The sequence below is a fragment of the Streptomyces sp. NPDC005566 genome (genome assembly GCF_040605575.1).
Classification (GTDB): domain Bacteria; phylum Actinomycetota; class Actinomycetes; order Streptomycetales; family Streptomycetaceae; genus Streptomyces.
In genome coordinates, this window is sequence record NZ_JBEXDB010000008.1 from 33,046 (window position 1) to 55,067 (window position 22,022).

The window sequence follows — 22,022 nt, forward strand, 5'->3', positions numbered from 1 at the left end:
GCCGGGGACTCAGTCCCCGGCCCCTCCTGCGCTCCGGGAAGCGGCTACGGCTTGATGAGCACCTTGAGTGCCGTGCGCTCGTCCATCGCCTTGTAGCCACCGGGGACCCCGTCCAGTCCGATGCTCAGGTCGAAGACGGGAGAGGGGTCGATCGTGCCGTCCAGCACGTCGGGGAGCAGTTCCGGGATGTACGTGCGCACGGGGGCCACGCCGCCGCGCAGCGCGATGTTCCGGTCGAACATGACACCGAGGTCGAGTCCGGTACCGCTGCCGTGCGGGACGCCGACGTACCCGACGGAGCCGCCGTCGCGGACGATGCCGAGGGCCGTACGCATCGACTGCTCGGTGCCGACCGCCTCGATCACCCCGTGGGTGCCCTCGCCCCGGGTCAGTTCACGCACGGCGGCGACGGCGGCCTCGCCGCGCTCGGCGACGACGTCCGTGGCGCCGAAGGCGCGGGCGATGTCGGTACGGGCCTCGTGGCGGCCCAGCGCGATGATCCGCTCGGCCCCGAGGCGCTTGGCGGCCATGACACCGCACAGGCCGACCGCACCGTCACCGACGACCGCGACGGTGCTGCCGGGCTTCACCCCCGCGCCGATCGCGGCGTGGTGCCCGGTGCCGAGGACGTCGGAGAGTGCCAGGAGCGCAGTGAGCAGCCGGTCGTCGGAGGCGGCTGCCGCCGGCAGCTTGACGAGGGTGCCGTCGGCGAACGGGACCCGCACGGCCTCGCCCTGGCCGCCGTCGGATCCGACCGATCCCCAGAATCCGCCCTGGGCGCAGGACGTGGTGAGGCCCTCCGTGCAGTAGGCGCACGTGCCGTCGGACCAGACGAACGGGGCGACGACGAGGTCGCCGACGGCGAAGCCGTTGACCGCGGAGCCCGCCTCCTCGACGATGCCGAGGAATTCGTGGCCGATGCGCTGGCCGGGCTGCCGGGCGGATTCGCCGCGGTAGGCCCACAGGTCGCTGCCGCAGATACAGGCCCGCAGGACCCGCAGGACCACGTCGGTCGGCTGCTGGACCGTCGGGTCCGGTACCTCCTCGACGCGGATGTCGTGGGGGGCATGGATCACGGTGGCGCGCATGCGTGGGGGTCCTCGCTCGTCTCAGATGCTGATACTCCCCTCACGGTACGCCCCGCGGGCCGGGCCGGCGGAATCACCTGGGCTGGCGAGCGCTCCCGTGGTGAGCAGGTACTGCGCGGCCAGATACGTCAGCATGATCCAGAAATCGTGGACGGGCAGCTGCGGCCAGTCGGCGATACCGGTCGCGATGAGCGCGTCGGAGAGCAGGAAGAGCGCGCCGCCGAGTGTCGCGTACCGGCCGAGGATGCCGGCCCGCCAGGCCATGGTGGTGAGGAGCAGGCTGTAGCCGGTCAGCGGGATCCGCAGGTCCGCGGGCAGGCCGGGCCAGAGCAGGACGAGGAAGGTCGCGAGGACGGCGGCGTAGGCGAGGCCGGCCGGGCGGGAGGCCCGGGCACGTCCGAAGAGCCACAGGTAGCAGAGGTGGCCTGCGGCGAAGGAGCCCATCCCGGCGAGGAAGGCCACCTCCGCGTCGGGCATCAGCAGGACGTCCCCGCCCCAGCCGAGGAGCAGCGCGGCGATGAGCAGCCGGGGGCCTCCCCGGGCGGCGGCGTAGGCGGCGAGCAGAGGCATCAGCAGTGGCTTGGTGGCCAGGTGGACGGTGTCGGTACCGGCGAGGAGCCCGGCCAGGTGGAGGGCGGCGACGGCGAGGAAGGCCGCGAGCAGCGGGCGGACGAGCCGGGGCGCGCCGGGGCGGGGGCTCATCCGGTGCGCTCCGCGGAGGTGCGCGGCTGTACGGGGGCTGCTGCGGGGGCCCTGCCCGCGGGCTGCCAGCCCGGGCCGCGGAAGACCCGGCCCGCCCGCTCGCTCCAGGTGTCCGCCGCCCGTACGTCCCGGGCTATGGCCGCGTACTCATGGGTCGCGACGCGGAACGGGTTGCTGGTGGCGATGTTCTTGGTGAGGCCGAAGACGGGCCGTTCGGTCTCCGCGGTGAAGGAGCCGAAGAGCCGGTCCCAGATGATCAGGATCCCGCCGAAGTTCCGGTCGAGGTAGCCGCCCTGGGAGGCGTGGTGCACCCGGTGGTGCGAGGGCGTGTTGAGCACGTACTCGAAGGGGCGGGGCAGCCTGTCGATCCGTTCGGTGTGCACCCAGAACTGGTAGACGAGATTGGCCGAGGAGCAGAAGGCGAGCGCCGCCGGGTGGACGCCGCAGGCGATGAGCGGGACGTAGAAGGGCCAGACGGTCAGCGAGGTCCAGGGCTGGCGCAGCGCGGTGGTGAGGTTGAACTTCCGGCTGGAGTGGTGGACCACGTGGCAGGCCCAGAGGATCCGTATGACGTGGTGGCCGCGGTGGGACCAGTAGTAGAAGAAGTCCTGCGCGAGCAGCATCAGCAGGATCGTCCACCACAGGACGGGTACGCGCAGCGGGGTCAGTTCGTACACCGCGGCGTAGATCGCGACGATGGGGATCTTCCACAGCAGGTCGAAGGCCAGGCTGCCGAGGCCCATGGTGACGCTGGTGGCGGCGTCCTTGGCGTCGTACCCGGCGGCGTCCTCGTCCGGGTGAAGCCGGTGGACCACCATTTCGAGGACGGTGAGCAGGACGAAGGCCGGGATCGACCACAGCACGACATCGGGCAGGTTCGGCTCCATGCGAGCACCGTAGAGCTGCGGGGCGGCCGGGGCTAGACGTTGTTACCCACAAGTATGCGAGACGTGATGTCAGCAGCTGTTGGCGGGTTCCGCCAAGTGCCGGTCCGCGTCAGATCCCCGCAGCCCCCAGCAACGCCCCCGCACCGTAGGTCACCGCCATCGCCACCGCTCCCCCGCCCATGTTCCGCAGCACCGCACGCCCCACCGCCGCGTCGCTGAGCCGCGCACTCCACCAACCGGTGAGCGCCAGGGCCGCGAGGACCGACACCACCGTGACCGCGAACCGCACCGAGGAGGGCGGCAGCACGATCGCCAGCAGGGGCAGCAGCGCACCCGCCGTGAACGCCAGGAAGCTCGCACCCGCCGCGTGCCACGGGTTCGTCAGCTCGTCCGGGTCGATGCCCAGCTCGACCTCCGCGTGGGCGCGCAGCGCATCGCGCTCCGTGAGCTGGACGGCCGCCTCGCGGGCCACCTTCGCACTCAACCCCTTCTCTTCCAACAGTCCGGTCAGTTCGACGAGTTCGGCCTCCGGGGTCTCCTCCAGCTCGCGCTTCTCCGTGGCCAGCGCCGCCTTCTCGGAATCGCGCTGGGTGGACACCGATACGTACTCGCCGGCCGCCATCGACATGGATCCCGCGAGCAGCCCGGCCAGACCCGCCGTCAGCAGGGCGGCCCTGTCATCCGTCGCCCCGGCGACGCCGACGACGAGGCCCGCGGTGGAGACCACACCGTCGTTGGCACCGAGGACCGCGGCCCGCAGCCAGTTGAGCCGGACACCCAGTCCGTTTTGATGGGGTTCGTCGTGAGTCTGCGCCTGTGTGTCCGTCACCTCGGGAGGGTCTCACCGCGAGGTCGCCCACCGCACCCCGACCCGCCTGTCCACCGGCTCGGCCAACTGCTCGGCAGCCGCTCCGGGTTCGCGGTCCGGAGGCGCCCGAATAGGGCACTGTCGGTCGCGGCCCGTATTCTCTGTGACCATGCTCGACGACCGCCAGACCGCAACGCCGTGGCCGACCGCCTACCCCCAGGGGTACGCGGTCGTCGACGTGGAGACCACGGGACTCGCCCGCGACGACCGGATAGTGTCCGCGGCCGTCTACCGCCTGGACGCCCTGGGCAACGTCGAGGACCACTGGTACACGCTGGTGAACCCCCAGAGGGATCCGGGGCCCGTCTGGATCCATGGCCTGACCAGCGCCGTCCTGGAGGGCGCACCGCTCTTCCCGGAGGTGGCCGCGCAGCTGTCCGAGCGGCTCGCCGGCCGGGTGCTCGTCGCGCACAACGCGGCGTTCGACTGGTCGATGCTCGCCCGGGAGTACGCGCGCGCGGCGGTCATCGCGCCCGTCGAGCAGCGGCTGTGCACCATCGCGCTCTCCAAGGAGCTCCGGCTCCCCCTCCCCAACCACAAGCTGGAGTCGCTCGCCGCGCACTTCGGCGTGGTGCAGCAGCGGGCGCACCATGCGCTGGACGATGCCCGGGTGCTGGCCGAGGCCTTCCGGCCGAGTCTGCACGCGGCGGCCCGGGACGGGATGCGGCTGCCCCTGCTGGAGTGCCGGCCGCTGACCGAGTGGTCCGACTCCCCCGTCACCCCGCGCATCGGCTACCAGGCGTCGCACGGCCAGGGCAGCTGGCGGCCCGCGCGTAAGCGCCCCGCGTGCCCGTACCCGAATCCGGGGCGGTACGAGTCGGACAAACCCCTCATGCAGGGGATGCGGGTGGCGTTCTCCGGAGACACCTCGATCGACCGCGAGCTGCTGGAGGACCGGGCCGTGGAAGCGGGCCTGCACGTGGCGACCGGCGTCTCCCGGCTCACGAGTCTGCTCGTCAGCAACGATCCGGACGCGGCGACGTCGAAGACGGTGAAGGCGAAGTCGTTCGGCACGCCGATCCTGGAGGAGAGCGCCTTCACCCATCTGCTGCGGGACGTGGCACCGGCGCGCTCAAGGATCCTGCCGCCGCCGTCATCGGAGTGAACCGGGCGCGACTCGCCCGCCACCCGCTCGCCCGCCGCCGTCCTCTCGTCCGACCCTGTGGCGCATGGCACGTTGCGAGGTTTGCGGAAACGACTACGGGATGTCCTTCGAGGTGCACGCGCAGGGCGCGGTGCACGTCTTCGACTGCTTCTCCTGCGCCATCCACCGCATGGCACCCATCTGTGAGCACTGCCGGGTCCAGGTGATCGGCCAGGGCGTCGAGGTCGACGGCCACTGGTACTGCGGCGGACACTGCGCCCGGGCCGAGGGAAGGGCGGGCATCGTGGACAAAGTGTGACGGTCCGCCCCGGCACCCCGGGGACCCCTGCGTGCTGCACCCCATGACCCCGGTTGTACGGTCATGGGGTGTACCGCTTCCTGTTGACCCGGCAGTGGGTGATTCTCACCCTCCTCGTCCTCGTCCTGATTCCCACGATGGTCGAGCTCGGTTTCTGGCAGCTGCACCGGCATCAGCACCGCGTCGCGCAGAATGCGCTGATCTCGCAGAACCTCGAGGCGAAGCCGGCCCCGGTCTCCCGCCTCACCTCCCCGGGACACACCGTTCCCCGTTCCGACTACTGGCGGGCGGTGACGGCCACCGGCACGTTCGACACCGCGCACGAGGTGGTCGTACGGCGCCGTACCTCGAAGGACGAGCGCATCGGCGTCCACGTCCTGACCCCGCTGGACCTCAAGGGCGGCGGCACCGTGCTGGTCAACCGCGGGTGGGTTCCCTCGGCCGACAGCCAGCAGGCCTTCCCGCAGGTCCCGGCCCCGCCCCGGGGCGAGGTCACGGTCACCGGCCGGCTGAAGGCCGACGAGACGACGGGCGCCAGTGGCATCAAGGACCTGGCGGGTCTGCCCGACCGCCAGGTGATGCTCATCAACAGCGCCCAGCAGTCACAGCTTCTCGGCAGGCCCGTCCTCGGCGGATATCTCGAACTGACCGCTCCCGAACCGGCCGACGGTACCCCCGAGATGATCCCCGCCCCCGACGACAGCTCCATCGGCTCGCACATGGCCTACGCCGTCCAGTGGTGGCTCTTCGCCGCCGGCGTGCCCGTCGGCTGGGTGATTCTCGTACGGCGCGAGAAGCACGACCGCGAACAGGCGGCGCGGGAGAGCGAGACGGCCGGGGAGCCCGCGCCCGTCTCCGTGTAGCCCACGCTCGTCTCCGTGTAGCCCGCACCCCGTCTCCGTGGAGCGCGCCCGTCTCCGTGTAGCGCGTCACGGTGGCGTGTTGGGCCCGGCAGGGCTGCTTAACGGGGCCCAGGTTCGGGAAGACGCCAGAGCGTGACCCCACGTATCGAGGACTACGCACTCATCGGCGATCTCCAGACCGCCGCCCTGGTCGGCAGGAACGGTTCTGTCGACTGGCTGTGCCTGCCCCGCTTCGACTCGGGCGCCTGCTTCGCCGCCCTTCTCGGCGACGAGGACAACGGCCACTGGCGCATCGCCCCCCAGGGCACGAGCGGCGCCGACACCTGCACCCGGCGCGCGTACGCGGGCGACTCCCTGGTGCTGGAGACGTTCTGGGAGACCAGGACCGGCACGGTCAAGGTCATCGACTTCATGCCGCAGCGCGACAAGGCACCCGACGTCATGCGTATCGTCGAGGGGGTCAGCGGCAGTGTCGACATGAGCTCCGTCCTGCGGCTTCGCTTCGATTTCGGTTCCGTGGTGCCGTGGATGCGCCGCTCGCACGGCCACCGGGTGGCCGTCGCCGGGCCCGACTCCGTCTGGCTGCGCAGCGAGCCGCCGGTCAAGACCTGGGGCCAGCAGTTCAGCACGTGCTCCTCGTTCACCGTCGCCGAGGGGGAGAAGGTGGCGTTCGTCCTCACCTGGCATCCTTCGCACGCCCCGCGTCCGAAGCTGATCGATCCGTTCGAGGCGCTGAAGCACACCCTCACCGACTGGGCGAAGTGGTCGGCGCGATGCACCTACCAGGGCAGGCACCGGGAAGCCGTGCTCCGCTCCCTGATCACCCTGAAGGCACTCACCTACGCGCCCACCGGCGGAATCGTCGCGGCCCCCACCACCTCGCTGCCGGAGGAGATCGGCGGCGTACGGAACTGGGACTACCGCTACTGCTGGCTGCGGGACTCCACTCTCACACTGGCCGCCATGGTCGCGGCCGGCTACCTGGAGGAGGCGGCCGCCTGGCGGGACTGGCTGCTGCGGGCCGTCGCCGGCGACCCGGCGGACCTGCAGATCATGTACGGACTCGCGGGCGAGCGCAGACTCCCGGAATCCGAGCTCCCGTGGCTGAGCGGTTACGAACAGTCCCGGCCGGTGCGTACGGGCAACGCGGCGGTACGGCAGCGGCAGCTCGATGTGTACGGCGAGGTCATCGACTCGCTCAGGGTGGCCCATGAGGCCGGACTCGACAGCAAGCCGCACGCGTGGAACCTGCAGCTCAGTCTGCTCGGCTTCCTGGAATCCACCTGGCGCGAACCCGACGAGGGCCTGTGGGAGGTCCGCGGGCAGCGCCGCCACTTCGTCCACTCCAAGGTGATGGCCTGGGTGGCCGCCGACCGCGCGGTGCTCAGCCTGGAGGAGAACCCCGAGCTGCCGGGCGACGCGGACCGCTGGCGGGCGATGCGGGACGCCGTGCACGCGGAGGTGTGCGAGAAGGGCTATGACCCCGTACGCAATACGTTCACCCAGTACTACGGCTCCCAGGAGCTCGATGCCTCCACCCTCCTCATCCTGCGGACCGGCTTCCTGCCGCCCGACGACCCCCGGGTCATCGGCACGGTCGATGCCGTACGGGTCGGGCTCGCCCGCGACGGTCTGATCCGCCGCTACAGCACCGAGGGCGTTTCCGTGGACGGTCTGCCCGGCGACGAAGGGGCGTTCATCGCCTGCTCGTTCTGGCTGGTCGACGCACTGCTGCGGATCGGCAGGACGGACGACGCCGAGGAAATGTTCGAGCGGCTGCTGGAACTGCGCAACGACGTGGGGCTGCTGGCCGAGGAGTACGACACGGTGGCCGGGCGCCAGCTCGGCAACTACCCGCAGGCGTTCAGCCACATCGGGCTGGTGAACAGCGCGGTCGACCTCGCCCGGCAGGACGCGGCAGGATAGGGCCATGGATCTAGGACTGAAGGACCGCGTCTACATCGTCACGGGTGCGACCCGTGGGCTGGGCCGTGCGACCGCGCAGGCGCTGGTCACCGACGGCGCGAAGGTGATCATTACCGGCCGGGACGAGAAGGGGGCCGCGGCGGCCGCCGCGGACCTGGGGCCCGGCGCCCTCGGCCTCGCCGCCGACAACGCCGACCCCACGGCCGCGCGGCGCCTGGTGGACGCCGCGAAGGAACGCTTCGGCAGGCTGGACGGCATCCTCATCAGCGTCGGCGGACCCGCACCCGGCTTCGCCGCCGACAACACGGACGATCAGTGGCAGACCGCGTTCGAGTCGATCTTCCTCGGTGCCGTGCGGCTGGCCCGTACGGCGGCTGCCGCACTGGGCGAGGGCGGTGTCATCGGCTTCGTCCTGTCCGCTTCGGTGCACGAGCCGATTGCCGGGCTCACCATCTCCAACGGCCTGCGCCCCGGCCTCGCCGGCTTCGCCAAGTCGCTCGCCGACGAGCTGGGCCCGCAGGGTATCCGGGTCGTCGGGGTGCTGCCGTCCCGGATCGAAACGGACCGGTTGCGCGAGCTGGACGCCCTGTCCGGTGACGCGGAGGCGTCCCGCAGGGCGAATGAGGCGCGCATCCCGCTGCGCCGCTACGGCACCCCGGAGGAGTTCGGGAGGACCTCGGCCTTCCTGCTCTCCCCTGCCGCCTCGTATCTGACGGGCATCATGGTGCCCGTCGACGGCGGTGCCCGGCGCGGCTTCTGACGGTCCGGAGCCGACGGCTCCGTCAGCTCACCCGCTCCGCCCGGTGCTTGACCGCCTTGAGCCGCACCTCGGCGGGCAGCTCGTCCAGGCCCGCCGAGGTGCGCGCATGGGCCAGCGCCTCGTCGGCGAGACCTCGCAGAGCCTGGTCCGGGGCGGCGTGCGGCTCCAGCAGCAACCGGACGCGGGCCTGCGGAGCGGTGCGCCGGCCGGTCAGCACGACCTTGGCTTCGGAGACCCCGTCCAGGGTGCGTGCCTCGTTGCCGAGCACGCCCTCCAGGGCCCTGCCCCGCAGGAGCGCGCCCTGGCCGTCGCCGCTGTCGACGAGTACCTCGGCGAGGCGGGCGCGGCGCAGCTGGGCGAGCAGCCACCACAGGGCGAGGACCACCAGGACGGCCAGGCCCGCGATGACGGCCGGCCACCACCAGCCCTCGTCCCGCCAGCGGTACCGGTCGCCCCGGCTGAGCAGCACATCGTCCTTGCCGTCGAAGGGCCACCAGGACGGCACGGACACACCGAGCCCGGTCGCCAGGACTGCCCCGCCCACGACGAGGAGGACGAGCCCGGCCAGAACGAGCAGCACCCGGTTGACGGTTCCGATCACGCGGTTCACCCCTTCTTCGCCGCCCTGCGGACGTGAACGGACAGGCGCGGCGGCCTGGTCAGGCCCAACTCCTTGATTCCCGCTCCCAGCGCGGTGTCCAGGTCGTTGCGTACGTCGTCGAGTTCACGGAAGTGCGACACGGCGCGCACGGCCACCTTGCCGCGTCCCGTGCTGACCCGTACGGACTGCACGCCGGACACCTCCATGGCCCGGTCGCGCAGGACCAGGCCGGCGGCCTTCCGGTCGAGTGCGGCCCGGATTCCGGGGTGGTCGCGGCGCATGGGCAGCAGCGCACGCAGTCCGGGTGTGACGGCCAGCCAGAGCAGCCACAGGCCGATGGCCGCTGCCGCCGCGGAGCCTGCCAGCACCCAGACGTCGTCGAGGTGACGGGTCGCCAGTTCGTCGGCGAGCGAGCGCCGCCACTGCATGGCGGGGTGACCGGTCCGTACCGCCGCGATGTCGTAGAGCAGGAGCCCGGCGCCGCCCAGGACCACGAGGCCGACGAGTGTGGCGGGGATCCGGCGCTCGGACCGGAACCGGCCGACGTGACCGCCGGGCCGGTCGGGTCCGGGAACGGGGTCGTAGGAGGAGCCCGACGCGGACTGGTCCATGTCGAGTACGCCTGTGGGTGCCGCGGACTCCGCGGCGGGCAGGCGCTGTGTGCTGTTCTCCGGGTCCTGGGGCTCGCTCATCGGATGCTCCCCTCCGGCTTCGCGCCCGCTCCTGCGGGATGCAGCCGCTCGACCTGCACGGCGACTTCGGGCACCTCCATGCCCGCCAGTGCTTCTACCCGCTCCGTGACGCGGCGACGCACCGCTCCGCACTGGCGGCCGATATCACTGGGGTATCCGAGCTCGAGGCTGACCCGCACCCGGGCGGTGTCCCGGTGCACGGTGACCGTGGCGCTCGGCGGCGCGCCGTCCTCGGGCGGCTTGTCGACCGCCTCCTTCGCCGCCTGCGCGGCGATCTTCGCGACGACCCGGTCGGCGATCCGGGTCTCCCCGCGCTCCGCGGCAGCGACCCGGACTGTCACCGCCGTCACCGTCGCCGGTCGCCGCGATCGCGACTGCGGAAGAAGTCGCCGGGTTCAAGATCGCCGTCCAGGAACCGGCCGGCGATGAAGCCGACCGCGCCCAGGGCGGCCACCAGCAGAAAGGCCCCGAACCCACCGAAGTATCCGGCGAAACCGAGCGCCATGCCGGCCAACAGGCCGGCCACAGCCATGCTCATCGTGCGCTCCTCAACTGCCTCATGGGGGAGGGAGGTCTACTGCAGACGTGGCTCGGGCTCGGGCTCGTCCTCCTCGTCGGGCAGTTTGACATCGCTGACCGCGATGTTGACCTCGACGACTTCGAGTCCGGTCATGCGCTCGACGGCGGCGACGACGTTCTCACGCACATCGCGGGCCACGTCGGCGATCGATACGCCGTAGTCGACGACGATCTCCAGGTCGAGGGCGGTCTGGGACTCGCCGACCTCCGCCTTGACGCCGCGGGTCACGGACTTGCCTCCGCCCGGGACCCGGTCGCGTACGGCGCCGAAGGTCCGGGAGAAGCCGCTGCCCATCGCGTGGACGCCCACGACGTCGCGCGCGGCCATTCCGGCGATCTTCTCGACGACACCGTCGGCGATCGTCGTGCGGCCGCGGGTGGCGGGGGCTCCCCCGCCGCGCTTGGCGAGCGGATTCTTCCTGCCGTCGTCCCCGCCGGGCACACCGCCGGGGTTGTCGGGCCGGTTCCGCTGTGGGGTCTCGGTCATCGCCGCTCTTCCCTTCGGGGCAGGATTGGACTTCCGTCGCCCACAGTAAGTGCGCTTTCCCCGTCCCGCGCCGTGGATGCGGCAGGGTGGGGGAATGACAACGGCTGACAGCCCGCACCGGGCCGACGGATGGACCGCTGCGGTACGGCAACGGCTGGGTCTGGGCCGGTTGGTCCCTCTGGGCGGCCCCGCCGACGGCGCCTGGATCGCGGAACGGGCGGCGGCGGCCGTTCTGCGGGAGGCCGCGACCGGTTCGGGGGCGGTGCTGGGGCGGCTCAGGATCGCCGGTTCCGACGCGGACAGCGCGCCGGAGCCGGTGGTGCCTCCTCCGCCCGGCGCGCTGCCGCCGGGGCCGTTGCGGATCGAGGCGGACTTCTCCACGACGGCGCAGCGTCCGCTGCACGTCACCGCGGACGCGTTGCGCTCCGTGTTGCTCATCGCGGCGTCCGCACGACTGGGCATGGACGTCGCCGAGGTGGATCTTCGGGTGACGGAGCTGCTGGAGGCGGAGCCCGAGCCCGCCGCGGTTCCGCAGGCCGAGGTGCACAGGGCCGAGCCGGACGGGGTGGCGGGTGCCGCGGCCGCCGGGGTGCCCGGCGTGGTCTCGCTGACGCGGGTGCTGGGCGGCGCGGTGCACTCCGGCGACGGCCACGTCAGGGTGGAGCTGGCGACGGCCGGGGACCACCGTGCGCTCGACGTGGCGCAGGCCGTGCGCGAGGCGGTGGCCTGTGCCGTGGAGGGCCGGCCATCCGTCGCCGTACTGGTCACGGCCGTGGTGGGGCAGGGCTGACCCCGCCCCCGGGCAGGGGCGGGGCCGGGTCCGGGCGGTTCAGTCGGTGACGCCGGCGAGGTCGCGCAGTCGGCGGCCCTGTGCGGCGCGCTCGGCGGTGCGCTGCTCCTCGTATGTGCGGGAGACGGCGCCGCTCAGCAGGGCCTTGGTCTCGATGACCGCGTCGCGCGGGGCGGCGAGCAGTGCTGCGGCCAGGTCGCGGGCTGCCGCGTCCAGTTGGTCGGCGGGGACCACGAGGTTGGCGAGGCCGGTGCGCTCGGCCTCCTCGGCGTGCACGAAGCGGCCGGTGGCGCAGATCTCGAGCGCGCGGGCGTACCCCACGAGGTTCACCAGGGGGTGGGTGCCCGTGAGGTCGGGGACGAGACCGAGGCCGGTCTCGCGCATGGCGAACTGCACGTCCTCGGCGGCGATCCGGAGGTCGCAGGCGAGGGCGAGCTGGAAGCCGGCGCCGATCGCGTGGCCCTGGACGGCCGCGATCGACACGATGTCGTTGCGGCGCCACCAGGTGAACCCTTCCTGGTACTCGGCGATGGTCGCGTCGAGGTCGGCCTCGGAGCCGCGCGCCATGTCGAGGAAGGACGGCTCACCGTCGAACCCCTCGGGGGTGAACGCCTGCCGGTCGAGGCCCGCGGAGAAGGACTTGCCCTCGCCACGCAGCACGACGACCCGCACGTTGCCGGGCAGTACCCGTCCGGCCTCTGCCAACGCCCGCCACAGAGCGGGAGACTGAGCGTTGCGCTTGGCCGGGTTGGTGAGCGTCACCGTGGCAACCGCGTCATCGACGGTGAGCCGTACGCCGTCCTTGTCGAGCACAGAGTCGAGCGAGGTCATGGGGCGCCTCCGGATCGGGTGCAGTCAGCACTTACTGGCAAGTACTGAACAGTAACCACCCGGACGACCTGACGATCGGCCGGGTGGCCACCCGGTGTTCCGGTGAGCCCCGGGGGTCGGCACACGCCTGCCCCGGACCGCTGCCCGCCGTCAGGCCGTAGCGGCCTTCTTGCCTCGTGTCGCTCCGCCGCGTCCCCGCAGCGTCACTCCGGACTCGCTGAGCATCCGGTGGACGAACCCGTAGGAGCGGCCGGTTTCCTCGGCCAGCGCCCGGATGCTCGCACCGGAGTCGTACTTCTTCTTCAGGTCTGCCGCGAGCTTGTCGCGCGCGGCGCCGGTTACCCGGCTGCCCTTCTTCAGAGTCTCGGCCACCCGTGCCTCCTCAAGGAAGTGCGCTCTGGACTCTCATGATCACCCCTCCTGGGCTTCCTGGCCACCCATTCGGCAAGGTCCGTCCGACCGGTTTCCGGGTCCTGAAGCGGGGAGACACAAGTGGAATCCAGCATTCCGAGGGGTTGTGGAGGCCCACGGGGCGGCTGTCCGGAAGAACGGCCAGGTCAGGGCCGTACGGGGTGAGTCGCCCCAAATGGGTGCCCCTGGCAGGCATCTGCCGGGCGCCGCGCCGGGGTACGAGACCCGCTCACCCAGATGATGGATCACACGTAGGCCGAATGATCCAGACGCAGTGGATCGCCACCATCGCGGCGGGATCGGGCCCGAAGGCCCGGCCCCCGGGATCAGGCCAGGGCCACCAGGTCGCGGTAGTCCGCACCCCAGAGGTCCTCGACCCCGTCGGGCAGCAGGATGATCCGCTCCGGCTGGAGCGCCTCGACGGCGCCCTCGTCGTGGGTGACGAGCACGACCGCGCCCTTGTACGTGCGCAGCGCGCCGAGGATCTCCTCGCGGCTGGCCGGGTCGAGGTTGTTCGTCGGCTCGTCCAGGAGCAGCACGTTGGCGGACGAGACGACCAGGGTCGCCAGGGCGAGCCGGGTCTTCTCACCGCCGGAGAGCACTCCCGCGGGCTTGTCGACGTCGTCGCCGGAGAAGAGGAAGGAGCCGAGCGTCTTGCGGACCGCGACGAGGTCGAGGTCGGGCGCCGCGGAGCGCATGTTCTCCAGGACGGTGCGGTCCGGGTCGAGGGTCTCGTGCTCCTGGGCGTAGTAGCCGAGCTTGAGCCCGTGCCCCTCGATGATGTCGCCGGTGTCGGGCTTCTCGGCACCGCCGAGGAGGCGCAGCAGCGTGGTCTTGCCCGCACCGTTGAGGCCGAGGATGACGACGCGGGAGCCCTTGTCGATGGCGAGGTCGACGTCGGTGAAGATCTCGAGCGACCCGTACGACTTGGAGAGGCCCTCCGCCATCAGCGGGGTCTTGCCGCACGGCGACGGGTCGGGGAAGCGCAGCTTGGCGACCTTGTCGGAGACCCGGACGGCCTCCAGGCCCGAGAGCAGCCGGTCGGCGCGCTTGGCCATGTTCTGCGCGGCGACGGTCTTGGTGGCCTTGGCGCGCATCTTGTCGGCCTGCGCGTTGAGTGTCGCGGCCTTCTTCTCGGCGTTCTGGCGCTCGCGCTTGCGGCGCTTCTCGTCCGCCTCGCGCTGCTGCTGGTAGAGCTTCCAGCCCATGTTGTAGACGTCGATCTGCGCGCGGTTGGCGTCGAGGTAGAAGACCTTGTTGACCACCGTCTCGACGAGCTCGACATCGTGGGAGATCACGATGAAGCCGCCGCGGTAGGTCTTGAGGTAGTCGCGCAGCCAGACGATCGAGTCCGCGTCCAGGTGGTTGGTGGGCTCGTCGAGGAGCAGGGTGTCGGCGTCCGAGAACAGGATGCGGGCCAGCTCGACACGGCGGCGCTGACCACCGGAGAGCGTGTGCAGGGGCTGGCCGAGCACCCGGTCGGGCAGGCTGAGCGCGGCGGCGATGGTGGCGGCCTCGGCCTCGGCGGCGTATCCGCCCTTGGTGAGGAACTCCGTCTCCAGGCGCTCGTACTTCTTCATCGCCTTCTCGCGGGTGGCGCCCTGGCCGTTCGCCATCCGCTCCTCGTTCTCCCGCATCTTGCGCAGGATCGCGTCGAGTCCGCGGGCGGACAGGATGCGGTCGCGGGCCAGGACCTCGAGGTCACCGGTGCGCGGGTCCTGCGGGAGGTAGCCGACCTCGCCGGAGCGCGTGATGGTGCCGCCCGCCGGGGTTCCCTCACCGGCGAGGCACTTGGTGAGGGTGGTCTTGCCCGCTCCGTTGCGGCCGACCAGACCGATGCGGTCGCCCTTGGCGATACGGAAGGAGGCGGACTCGATGAGGATGCGGGCGCCGGCGCGCAGCTCGATGCCGGAAGCGGTGATCACGGAAAAACTCCAGGGCGGTATGGACGGCGGAGGGACGGTAACGGACTCACGACTCGACGCCGTCTAATGCACAAGGAGAATTGCCATGGAGCTCATTCTACTGGCGGTGTCCACCTGCTTTTCCGCGTGCTTCCGGCCTGCCACCCCGCGAGCACGGCGCGTCACACAAAAGGGCATCCCCTACCGAACTGTCCGATACTCGGCGCAGGACGGCAAGGGTGCCGTGCCGCAGCCGGAGCAGAGGGTGGTGCGCCCATGCAGTTCGACGACGACGCCGACCTGGACACATCCGAGGTCCGGGATGTGCGCGGCAGCCGGATCCCGGGCGGCAGGGCCACCATGGGCGGCGGCATCGTCGGCATCATCGCGCTGGTCCTGGGGCTCTTCTTCGGCGTCGGCCCGGACCAGCTCGGACTCTCCTCGGGCGACCCCGACACGACGGCGGCCGCGTCGTCAGCCGCCCAGGTCCAGCAGAGCTGCCGGACGGGCGAGGACGCGAACACCAAGGACGACTGCCGGGCCGTGGCGGTGGTCAACAGCGTGCAGGACTACTGGCGCCAGGAATTCGCCCGGAGCGGCGAGACGTACACGCCGGCGCGGACCGTCCTGTTCAGCGACCGGATCGGCACCGCGTGCGGGTCGGCCACCTCGGCGGTCGGGCCGTTCTACTGCCCGGGTGACCGGCAGGTCTATCTGGACCTGGGGTTCTTCGACGAACTGCGCACGACGTTCGGATCGAGCGGCGGGCCGTTCGCCGAGGCGTACGTCGTCGCTCACGAGTACGGCCACCACGTGCAGAACCAGCTGGGCACGCTCAGCAGGGCACAGGACGGGCGGCAGGGCGCCGACAGCAATTCCGTGAAGGTGGAGCTGCAGGCGGACTGCTACGCCGGGGTGTGGGCGAACCACGCGACCACCACTCCCGCCGAGTCGGGGCGCCCCCTGATCACCGAGCTGACGGAGGCGGACATCCGTGACGGCCTGGACGCCGCGGCGGCGGTCGGCGACGACCGCATCCAGGAGAGGTTCCAGGGGAGCGTGAACCCGGAGTCCTGGACGCACGGCTCGTCGGAGCAGCGCCGGCAGTGGTTCACCACCGGATTCCGTACCGGGGACCCGAGCCGCTGCAACACCTTCCGCTGAACCACCGCCCCTGCGGGGGCGCACTGCCGGTGCCCGGTGGAAGACTGAGACACAGATCACAGCGAACCGGTGGGAACGGCTGGAAGAGGGTGAGCGCGATGGCAGGCGCGGGCGGTGCACCGACGATCTACCCGACGGTGCTGTACGACGACGCGAAGGCGGCGATCAGGACGCTGACCCAGGCCCTGGGTTTCACTCAGGAAGCGGTGTACGAGGGGAAGGACGGCAGCGTCCTGCACGCCGAGCTGTCCTGCGGCAACGGCAGGGTGATGCTCGGCTCCAAGGGGGGCGAAGGCGTGTTCGCCAAGGCGATGACGGGGGCGGGACCCGCGGGGGTGTACGTCGTCGTGGACGAGGTGGACGAGCACCACGCGCGGGCCGTGGAGCACGGCGTGGAGATCCTGATGCCGCCCACCGACCAGGACTACGGCTCGCGTGACTACATGGCGCGGGACGCGGAGGGCAATGTCTGGAGCTTCGGGACGTACGCCCCGGGGTCGGCGGGCTGACCGCCTCCCCCGGGGTTCCGCGATCCGTGCTCAGACTCCGCCGGTGTGCACCTGGAAGGCCGCCCGGCGTACGGCCTTGGCGAGGGCCGGGTCGGGGTGGGCGGCGGCCAGGGCGACCAGTACCTGCACGGTGCGCGGGTGTCCGACCGCACGGACCTCGTCGAGCAGGGCCGGGACCGTGCCCTGGACGGCGGAGTCGAGGTGCCGGACCAGGAGTCCGGTCTCGCCGTGATCCGCGACCGCGGCGGCGGTGTCGATCCAGAGCCAGGTGGCTTCCTCACGGCTGAGGACGTCCTGGGCGTCGTCCGGGTCGGCACCCTCGTACTCGGCGAGCCAGAGCAGGGCGTACGGACGCAGCGGCGGTTCGCTGACGACGGTGCGCACCACGGGCTCCGCGGGAGCACCGACGACACGCAGCGCCTCGAAGGCGAGACCGCGCAGCAGGGCGTCCTCGCCGCGGGCGACGGCGAGCAGTTCGGTCACCGCGCTGCCGACGGTCCGGGCGGCGAGCCAGGCCCGGTACTCGATGCGGGCAGGCCCGGGGGTGAGCCGGGCGCAGCCGAGCAGCATGTCGGCGGCGGACTGCTCGATGTTCCCGGCCGGGCTCTGGGCGGCGACGCAGATCTGTTCCAGCTTGACCCATACCGCCCAGTTGCCGAGGGGGGTGAGCGTGGCCTGTCCGGCTCCGAGCGTCAGCGCGCCGACGGCGGCGAGGCCCTCCAGGGCCCAGTCGAGCAGGAGCGCGTTCAGGTCCTCGGGCTGCCCGGTCGCGGGGCTGCCGGGAACGGGCTGCTGCGGCAGCCCGTACGGCACCTCGCACCGCTCCTCGTGGAGTTCCGCGACGCGCTGGCCGAGGAGGTCGAGGAGGGCCGGCACGGTGACGGGGCCGGCGGAGAGCTGCAGGAGCGAGAGCACCTGGGGCACCGCCTCGACGGCTTCGGCGACGGCGGTGGCCTCGATGCCTTCGGGTGCGGCGTGGACGAGCGACCAGGCGTCGAAGAGCGCCACCCAGCCGCGGAGCACGGCGGAGTCGTCCCGGTCCCAGGCACGCAGCCTCCAGCCGGGGCGCGCGGTGTCGCCGTGGAGTTCGATCAGCCCGGCCAGCCTGGCCCGGTCCCAGCCGGTCTGTATCTGGGCGGGGGACAGTTCCAGCGCCGCCGCGGCCTGTTCCAGGGCCTGGGTGGCGAGCGGGGCCGCCCCCGGACCCGTCGCGTCGGCGGCCCAGTGGGCGATCCGGACGGCATGGGCGAGCACGGCCCTGGCCTGGCGTGCCAGTTCCGCAGGGGGCGGTGTGCCCTCGGGTGGGCGGGGGGCCGGCCTGGTGCGCCGGGTGGTCACGGCCTTGCGGGCGGTGGCAAGGGGTCGCGGGCGGACAAGTCGCAGCCTGGAGTCGCGCGGGGTACGGGACGTCACGGGAGCAGTCTTGCCTCTGACGGCCCGAAAGCCCAAACGGAAGCCGGATCCCATGGGTACGGGAAGGTTTCGGGCCCGGTCACCAACCGGGCCGTTCCATCACATCAGCTCACATCAGGGGCGTGAGGAAGCGTCTGAGGGCCTCTTCGTACCGTGCCGGACCGGCATTCCACATCGCCGCATGCGGAGCCTGCGTCACAGGGTGCAGGGTGACCAGGTCGGGGCGTCGTGCGGCCAGTTCCCGGGACGGTTGCCAGGGCGCCAGGGTGTCGTCGGGGCCGTGGAAGATCAGCGTGGGGGCGTGCAGGGCGGTCGGTACGACCGTGTCCAGGAGCGGGGCCCCGCGCAGTCCGGTCTGGCCCTGGGCTGCCCGGACGGCAAGGGGCAGGAGCGCGGCGGGGATGCCGTGGGCGGCGGCCAGGGCACGGAGCGTGACCTTCCAGTCCAGGACCGGGGAGTCCAGGACGAGGCCGCTGATGCGGTCGCGGAGTGCGGAGTTGACGGCGGTGTGCAGGGCCATGGAGGCGCCGGTGGACCAGCCGTGGACGACGACGCGTTCGGCCCCGTAGCGCACGGCGTACCGGATGGCGGCGTCCAGGTCGCGCCACTCGGACTCGCCGAGGTGGCCGAGCCCGTCCGGCGAGCGGGGTGCGCCGGCGTCACCGCGGTAGGCGAGGCCGAGCACCGGGAACTGCTGCTCCTGCAGGAATCCCGTCACGTTCAGGGGGTGTTCGCGGGTGGTTCCGAGGCCGTGCACGGTGATCACCCAGGTGTCGCGGGCGCCGGGGAGGAACCACGCGGGCAGGGCGCCCAGCTCGCCGGGGATCTCGATCTCCTTGTACGCGAGGCCGAGTGCGCCGAGCGGGTCGCCGCTGTGGAGCTCGGGGGTGAGGCGGACCTTGGCACCCGGTTCCAGGCTGCCCCGGGTGACGCGTTCCAGCCTGCGCACGACGGTGTCGGCGGAGCCGTGCGGTGCCTGCTCGAGGACCGGGCCGACGATCGCGCGGACGTCGCGGCCCACCAGTCCGTACGTGCCGGGGCGCAGCGCGGCGAAGGAACGGGTCAGAGTGACCTGCCCGGGCGCCGTGGCGTGCACGGTGAGTCTGCGGTCTCCGGGGAAGGGGCGTGGCGACGGGGCCCCGAGGGCGGCGTCGCTGGCGTAGCGGCCGGCCGCGACCGCTGCCGCTCCGACGCCGAGGATCGTGGAGACGGCTGCTGCCGTCGCTGTTGCCGGGCGCACGGCTCCAGTGTCCTGGGCTGCGGCGCGGGCTGCCAGTGGGAGGGGGCCGTCCGGTGCCGTCGCCGGGCTCAGCCCGGCTGGCCGTACCCCTTCAGGGCTTCCTGTACGTCGCGCAGCTGGGCGCGGGAGAGCAGGGAGGGATGGTGGCCGGGCACGGAGCTCGCGGTGAGCCAGAGCCTGCACATCCATTCGAGCTGGGCGGTGCGGTCGTAGGCCTCGTCGAGGGTGTCCCCGTAGGTGACCGTCCCGTGGTTCCGGAGCAGGCAGCCGGTGCGGTCGCGCAGTGCGGTGAGCATGTTCCCGGCGAGCTCCGGCGTCCCGTACCGGGCGTAGGCGGCGGTGCGGACGGGGCCGCCGAGCATGGCGGCGGCGTAGTGCACCAGCGGGACCTCGTCGACGAGGGTGGAGACGGCCGTGGCGTGGACCGCGTGGGTGTGCACGACGGCGGCGGCGCCGCTGTTGTTGTAGACGGCCAGGTGGAGGGGGAGCTCGCTCGTCGGGGTCATGCCGCCGAGGACCTGACGCCCTTCGAGGTCGACGCCGACCGCGTCTGCGGGGCCCAGCCGGTCGTAGGGCACTCCGCTGGGGGTGACCAGGACGACTCCGCCGACCCGCGCCGACACGTTGCCCGAGGTGCCGACGACCAGCCCGTCCGCGGCAGTCCTGCGGGCCGTCGCGACGACGCCGTCCCATGCCCGCTCGATCGCGTCCTGGTGCTGATCGCTCATGGGGCGATCCTAGGGTCATCCGTTCGTATCACTCCGGCTCCGCCGTGGCCTGTCGGGCGGAGCCGTCGAGGGTCACGTGACCGATGTCATCCCAAAGGGGCAAATGCGGCACACCAGGTGCGCACCGGAACCCGGCGAAGGCCGGTTGCCGCACCGGCGCGGGCCGGTGCGGCCACCCTGGGCGCACACAAGCGGAATGGCTGCTCGCGCTTGGAGTCACCACAACGCCCTGCCCAGTTCATCTTCCGTTCATCCAGGTTGCTTACGTTCCTACAGCCACTGACGTCGAACGATTGCCTGGGTAAATGGAACACATCACGCTGCTGCTCGCGATCGTGATCGTGACAGCTCTCGTGTTCGATTTCACGAACGGTTTCCACGACACCGCCAACGCGATGGCCACCACCATCTCGACCGGCGCCCTCAAGCCCAAGACAGCGGTGGCCATGTCCGCCGTTCTCAACCTCGTCGGCGCGTTCCTGTCGGTGGAGGTCGCCAAGACGATCTCCGGCGGGATCATCAATGAGAACGGCCTCAGAACCGAGGTCATCTTCGCGGCGCTCGTCGGCGCCATCCTGTGGAATCTGCTGACCTGGCTGGTCGGCCTGCCCTCCAGTTCCTCCCACGCGCTCTTCGGCGGCCTCATCGGCGCCGCGGTCATGTCGGCCGGCTGGTCCTCGATCAACGGCGGCACCGTCGTCACGAAGGTCCTCCTGCCCGCGATCGCGGCCCCCCTCGTGGCAGGTCTGGCCGCACTACTGGCCACGAAGCTGACGTACCGCCTCAACCGGAAGATCACCGACGAGGCGCAGCTGAAGTCGACCGCCAAGGGCTACCGGGCCGGACAGATCGCCTCGGCCGGTCTCGTCTCCCTCGCCCACGGCACCAACGACGCCCAGAAGACGATGGGCATCATCACCCTGGCCCTGGTCACCGGTGGCGTGCTCGCCCCCGGCTCCAACCCGCCGGTCTGGGTCATCGCCTCCGCCGGTATCGCCATCGCACTGGGCACCTACCTCGGCGGCTGGCGCATCATCCGCACCATGGGCAGCGGCCTCACCGACCTCAGGCCGCCGCAGGGCTTCGCCGCCCAGACCAGTGCGGCCACGGTCATCCTGGCCTCCTCGCACCTCGGCTTCTCCCTCTCCACCACCCAGTCCTGCTCCGGTGCCGTGATGGGCGCCGGTCTCGGACGCAAGGGAGGCGTGGTCCGCTGGTCCACGGCCACCCGCATGTTCATCGCCTGGGGCCTGACCCTGCCGGCCGCCGGCCTGGTCGGCGCGGGCGCGGAGTTCCTCACCAAACAGGGCCCCTGGGGTGTCGGCGTGGTCGCCGTTCTCCTCGTCGCGGGCTCCGGTGCCATCTGGCTGCTGTCGCGCCGCAAGCCGGTCGACCACACCAACGTCAACGAGACGGACGCCGAGCCCGCGGGCGTCGTCACCACCGCCATCGCGGCCGTCAGCCCGCCGCCCATCGGCTCCGGCGTCCCGGACCTCAAGACCACCATCCCGGCCCCGGCCCCGACGGCCGGAACCCCGGCCGACCCGGCCCGACCGGCCACGGTGTAAGGACAGATCCGTATGAACATCGACTGGGCAGCTCTCGCCTCCGTCTTCGGCGTCAGCCTCGTGGTCACCGTCGCACTGGTCGGCCTCTTCACTCTCGGCATCATCGGCCTCGCCAAGCAGGCCTCGGCGGTTCAGTCCGGCGGATCCCTCACGCTGGCGCGCACCGGCGCGTACGCCTGTTTCGGGCTGTGCGCGGCGGCGGTCGCCTACGGGATCTATCTGATCGTCGTCTGAGCACCCCGGCGCGGCGCCGCCGTCTCCTCGCATCGGGCCGGACACACCACGGGTGTGTCCGGCCCGATGTGCGTCTGCGCACACTGCACTCCCGCAGGTCAACGGCAGGTTGACGGGCGTTCACGGGGCGTGGTGGACTGCCGGTGCCATTTACGGCGACAGGAGAGGAAGCCGGTGCGAATCCGGCGCGGTCCCGCCACTGTCACCGGGGAGCAGGCCCCCACACGGAAGTCACGGTCCACCACGGACTGGAAGGCCGGGGGAACTGCGGATCCGGAAGCCAGGAGACTCTCGTCGCCGGTCACGTCGAACCAGGGCGCGGACCCTGAGTTAAGGACATCTGCCATGCCTGGCTGCCGTGCGTCGGTCCCTGT

At 71.7% G+C, this 22,022-nt stretch carries 25 protein-coding genes and 1 riboswitch; of the genes, 10 read left to right on the forward strand and 15 right to left on the reverse strand.

Translation table 11 applies throughout. The features are described from left to right. Positions 1-44: 44 nt before the first annotated feature. From ABZS61_RS14495 to ABZS61_RS14510, 4 genes are all read right to left on the reverse strand, one after another. Positions 45-1,088: a zinc-dependent alcohol dehydrogenase family protein gene (locus ABZS61_RS14495; protein ID WP_356419529.1), complete on the reverse strand. Its 1,044-nt coding sequence runs from the start codon at positions 1,086-1,088 to the stop codon at positions 45-47. Positions 1,089-1,109: 21 nt separating this feature from the next. Then, positions 1,110-1,790, reverse strand: a complete 681-nt coding sequence (locus ABZS61_RS14500) for a lysoplasmalogenase (RefSeq protein WP_356419531.1) — start codon at positions 1,788-1,790, stop codon at positions 1,110-1,112. Then, entirely contained in the window at positions 1,787-2,677 is an 891-nt protein-coding gene (locus ABZS61_RS14505) for a sterol desaturase family protein (RefSeq protein WP_356419534.1), read from the reverse strand. The genes ABZS61_RS14500 and ABZS61_RS14505 overlap by 4 nt, the downstream gene beginning before the upstream one ends. A gap of 109 nt (positions 2,678-2,786) precedes the next feature. Next, positions 2,787-3,506, reverse strand: a complete 720-nt coding sequence (locus tag ABZS61_RS14510) for a VIT family protein (protein WP_356419537.1) — start codon at positions 3,504-3,506, stop codon at positions 2,787-2,789. A gap of 142 nt (positions 3,507-3,648) precedes the next feature. Between ABZS61_RS14510 and ABZS61_RS14515 the strand changes: the two genes are divergently transcribed. From ABZS61_RS14515 to ABZS61_RS14535, 5 genes are all read left to right on the forward strand, one after another. Continuing rightward, positions 3,649-4,650, forward strand: coding sequence for a DEDDh family exonuclease (locus ABZS61_RS14515; protein WP_356419540.1), 1,002 nt, complete (start codon positions 3,649-3,651; stop codon positions 4,648-4,650). 64 nt (positions 4,651-4,714) lie between these two features. Continuing rightward, positions 4,715-4,948 (forward strand): hypothetical protein, encoded by a 234-nt coding sequence (locus ABZS61_RS14520; protein ID WP_073747930.1) that lies wholly within the window; start codon positions 4,715-4,717, stop codon positions 4,946-4,948. Between the two features lie 68 nt (positions 4,949-5,016). Further along, positions 5,017-5,811 (forward strand): SURF1 family protein, encoded by a 795-nt coding sequence (locus ABZS61_RS14525; protein ID WP_356419544.1) that lies wholly within the window; start codon positions 5,017-5,019, stop codon positions 5,809-5,811. A 132-nt stretch (positions 5,812-5,943) separates the two neighbouring features. Continuing rightward, positions 5,944-7,737, forward strand: coding sequence for a glycoside hydrolase family 15 protein (locus tag ABZS61_RS14530; protein WP_356419547.1), 1,794 nt, complete (start codon positions 5,944-5,946; stop codon positions 7,735-7,737). 4 nt (positions 7,738-7,741) lie between these two features. Continuing rightward, positions 7,742-8,497 carry an SDR family oxidoreductase gene (locus ABZS61_RS14535; protein WP_356419550.1) on the forward strand — a complete coding sequence of 252 codons (756 nt, stop codon included), beginning with the start codon at positions 7,742-7,744 and terminating at the stop codon, positions 8,495-8,497. A gap of 22 nt (positions 8,498-8,519) precedes the next feature. On the opposite strand, the gene amaP is transcribed toward ABZS61_RS14535, so the two are convergent. The 5 genes from amaP to ABZS61_RS14560 are packed head-to-tail and all read right to left on the reverse strand — an operon-like array spanning position 8,520 to position 10,856. Beyond that, positions 8,520-9,098, reverse strand: coding sequence for an alkaline shock response membrane anchor protein AmaP (gene amaP / locus ABZS61_RS14540; protein WP_356419552.1), 579 nt, complete (start codon positions 9,096-9,098; stop codon positions 8,520-8,522). Between the two features lie 5 nt (positions 9,099-9,103). Continuing rightward, a complete protein-coding gene (locus ABZS61_RS14545) occupies positions 9,104-9,790 on the reverse strand; it encodes a DUF6286 domain-containing protein (protein ID WP_356419555.1) in 687 nt (228 codons plus the stop codon). Next, on the reverse strand, positions 9,787-10,140 hold the full coding sequence (locus ABZS61_RS14550) for a hypothetical protein (protein WP_356419558.1): 354 nt from the start codon (positions 10,138-10,140) through the stop codon (positions 9,787-9,789). Before ABZS61_RS14550 ends, ABZS61_RS14545 begins: the two co-directional genes overlap by 4 nt. After that, complete coding sequence (locus tag ABZS61_RS14555; RefSeq protein ID WP_329212455.1) at positions 10,137-10,328, reverse strand: hypothetical protein; 192 nt, start codon at positions 10,326-10,328, stop codon at positions 10,137-10,139. The genes ABZS61_RS14550 and ABZS61_RS14555 overlap by 4 nt, the downstream gene beginning before the upstream one ends. A gap of 36 nt (positions 10,329-10,364) precedes the next feature. Further along, the gene (locus ABZS61_RS14560) at positions 10,365-10,856 is read right to left on the reverse strand and encodes an Asp23/Gls24 family envelope stress response protein (RefSeq protein ID WP_356419562.1); all 492 of its coding nucleotides are present in this window, start codon (positions 10,854-10,856) and stop codon (positions 10,365-10,367) included. A gap of 94 nt (positions 10,857-10,950) precedes the next feature. On the opposite strand from ABZS61_RS14560, the gene ABZS61_RS14565 reads away from it, so the two are divergent. Further along, positions 10,951-11,646 (forward strand): hypothetical protein, encoded by a 696-nt coding sequence (locus tag ABZS61_RS14565; RefSeq protein WP_356419565.1) that lies wholly within the window; start codon positions 10,951-10,953, stop codon positions 11,644-11,646. A 39-nt stretch (positions 11,647-11,685) separates the two neighbouring features. Here the strand turns inward: ABZS61_RS14565 and ABZS61_RS14570 are convergent, their stop codons facing one another. From ABZS61_RS14570 to ABZS61_RS14580, 3 genes are all read right to left on the reverse strand, one after another. Beyond that, positions 11,686-12,477, reverse strand: a complete 792-nt coding sequence (locus ABZS61_RS14570) for an enoyl-CoA hydratase/isomerase family protein (protein WP_356419568.1) — start codon at positions 12,475-12,477, stop codon at positions 11,686-11,688. Between the two features lie 150 nt (positions 12,478-12,627). Then, complete coding sequence (locus tag ABZS61_RS14575; protein WP_018518904.1) at positions 12,628-12,849, reverse strand: helix-turn-helix domain-containing protein; 222 nt, start codon at positions 12,847-12,849, stop codon at positions 12,628-12,630. 365 nt (positions 12,850-13,214) lie between these two features. Beyond that, positions 13,215-14,813 (reverse strand): ABC-F family ATP-binding cassette domain-containing protein, encoded by a 1,599-nt coding sequence (locus ABZS61_RS14580; protein ID WP_356419571.1) that lies wholly within the window; start codon positions 14,811-14,813, stop codon positions 13,215-13,217. 255 nt (positions 14,814-15,068) lie between these two features. Between ABZS61_RS14580 and ABZS61_RS14585 the strand changes: the two genes are divergently transcribed. Beyond that, on the forward strand, positions 15,069-15,956 hold the full coding sequence (locus tag ABZS61_RS14585) for a neutral zinc metallopeptidase (RefSeq protein ID WP_356419574.1): 888 nt from the start codon (positions 15,069-15,071) through the stop codon (positions 15,954-15,956). 98 nt (positions 15,957-16,054) lie between these two features. Further along, the gene (locus ABZS61_RS14590; RefSeq protein ID WP_356419577.1) at positions 16,055-16,465 is read left to right on the forward strand and encodes a VOC family protein; all 411 of its coding nucleotides are present in this window, start codon (positions 16,055-16,057) and stop codon (positions 16,463-16,465) included. Between the two features lie 30 nt (positions 16,466-16,495). Here the strand turns inward: ABZS61_RS14590 and ABZS61_RS14595 are convergent, their stop codons facing one another. The 3 genes from ABZS61_RS14595 to ABZS61_RS14605 form a co-directional block, all read right to left on the reverse strand. Continuing rightward, positions 16,496-17,803: a hypothetical protein gene (locus tag ABZS61_RS14595; RefSeq protein WP_356420269.1), complete on the reverse strand. Its 1,308-nt coding sequence runs from the start codon at positions 17,801-17,803 to the stop codon at positions 16,496-16,498. A 184-nt stretch (positions 17,804-17,987) separates the two neighbouring features. Further along, the gene (locus ABZS61_RS14600) at positions 17,988-19,118 is read right to left on the reverse strand and encodes an alpha/beta hydrolase (protein ID WP_356419580.1); all 1,131 of its coding nucleotides are present in this window, start codon (positions 19,116-19,118) and stop codon (positions 17,988-17,990) included. Between the two features lie 68 nt (positions 19,119-19,186). After that, the gene (locus ABZS61_RS14605) at positions 19,187-19,846 is read right to left on the reverse strand and encodes a class II aldolase/adducin family protein (protein WP_356419583.1); all 660 of its coding nucleotides are present in this window, start codon (positions 19,844-19,846) and stop codon (positions 19,187-19,189) included. Positions 19,847-20,151: 305 nt separating this feature from the next. Between ABZS61_RS14605 and ABZS61_RS14610 the strand changes: the two genes are divergently transcribed. Further along, positions 20,152-21,414, forward strand: a complete 1,263-nt coding sequence (locus ABZS61_RS14610) for an inorganic phosphate transporter (RefSeq protein ID WP_356419586.1) — start codon at positions 20,152-20,154, stop codon at positions 21,412-21,414. Positions 21,415-21,426: 12 nt separating this feature from the next. After that, complete coding sequence (locus ABZS61_RS14615; protein ID WP_356419589.1) at positions 21,427-21,648, forward strand: hypothetical protein; 222 nt, start codon at positions 21,427-21,429, stop codon at positions 21,646-21,648. A 163-nt stretch (positions 21,649-21,811) separates the two neighbouring features. Further along, positions 21,812-21,939: riboswitch (cobalamin riboswitch) on the forward strand. Positions 21,940-22,022 lie beyond the last annotated feature (83 nt).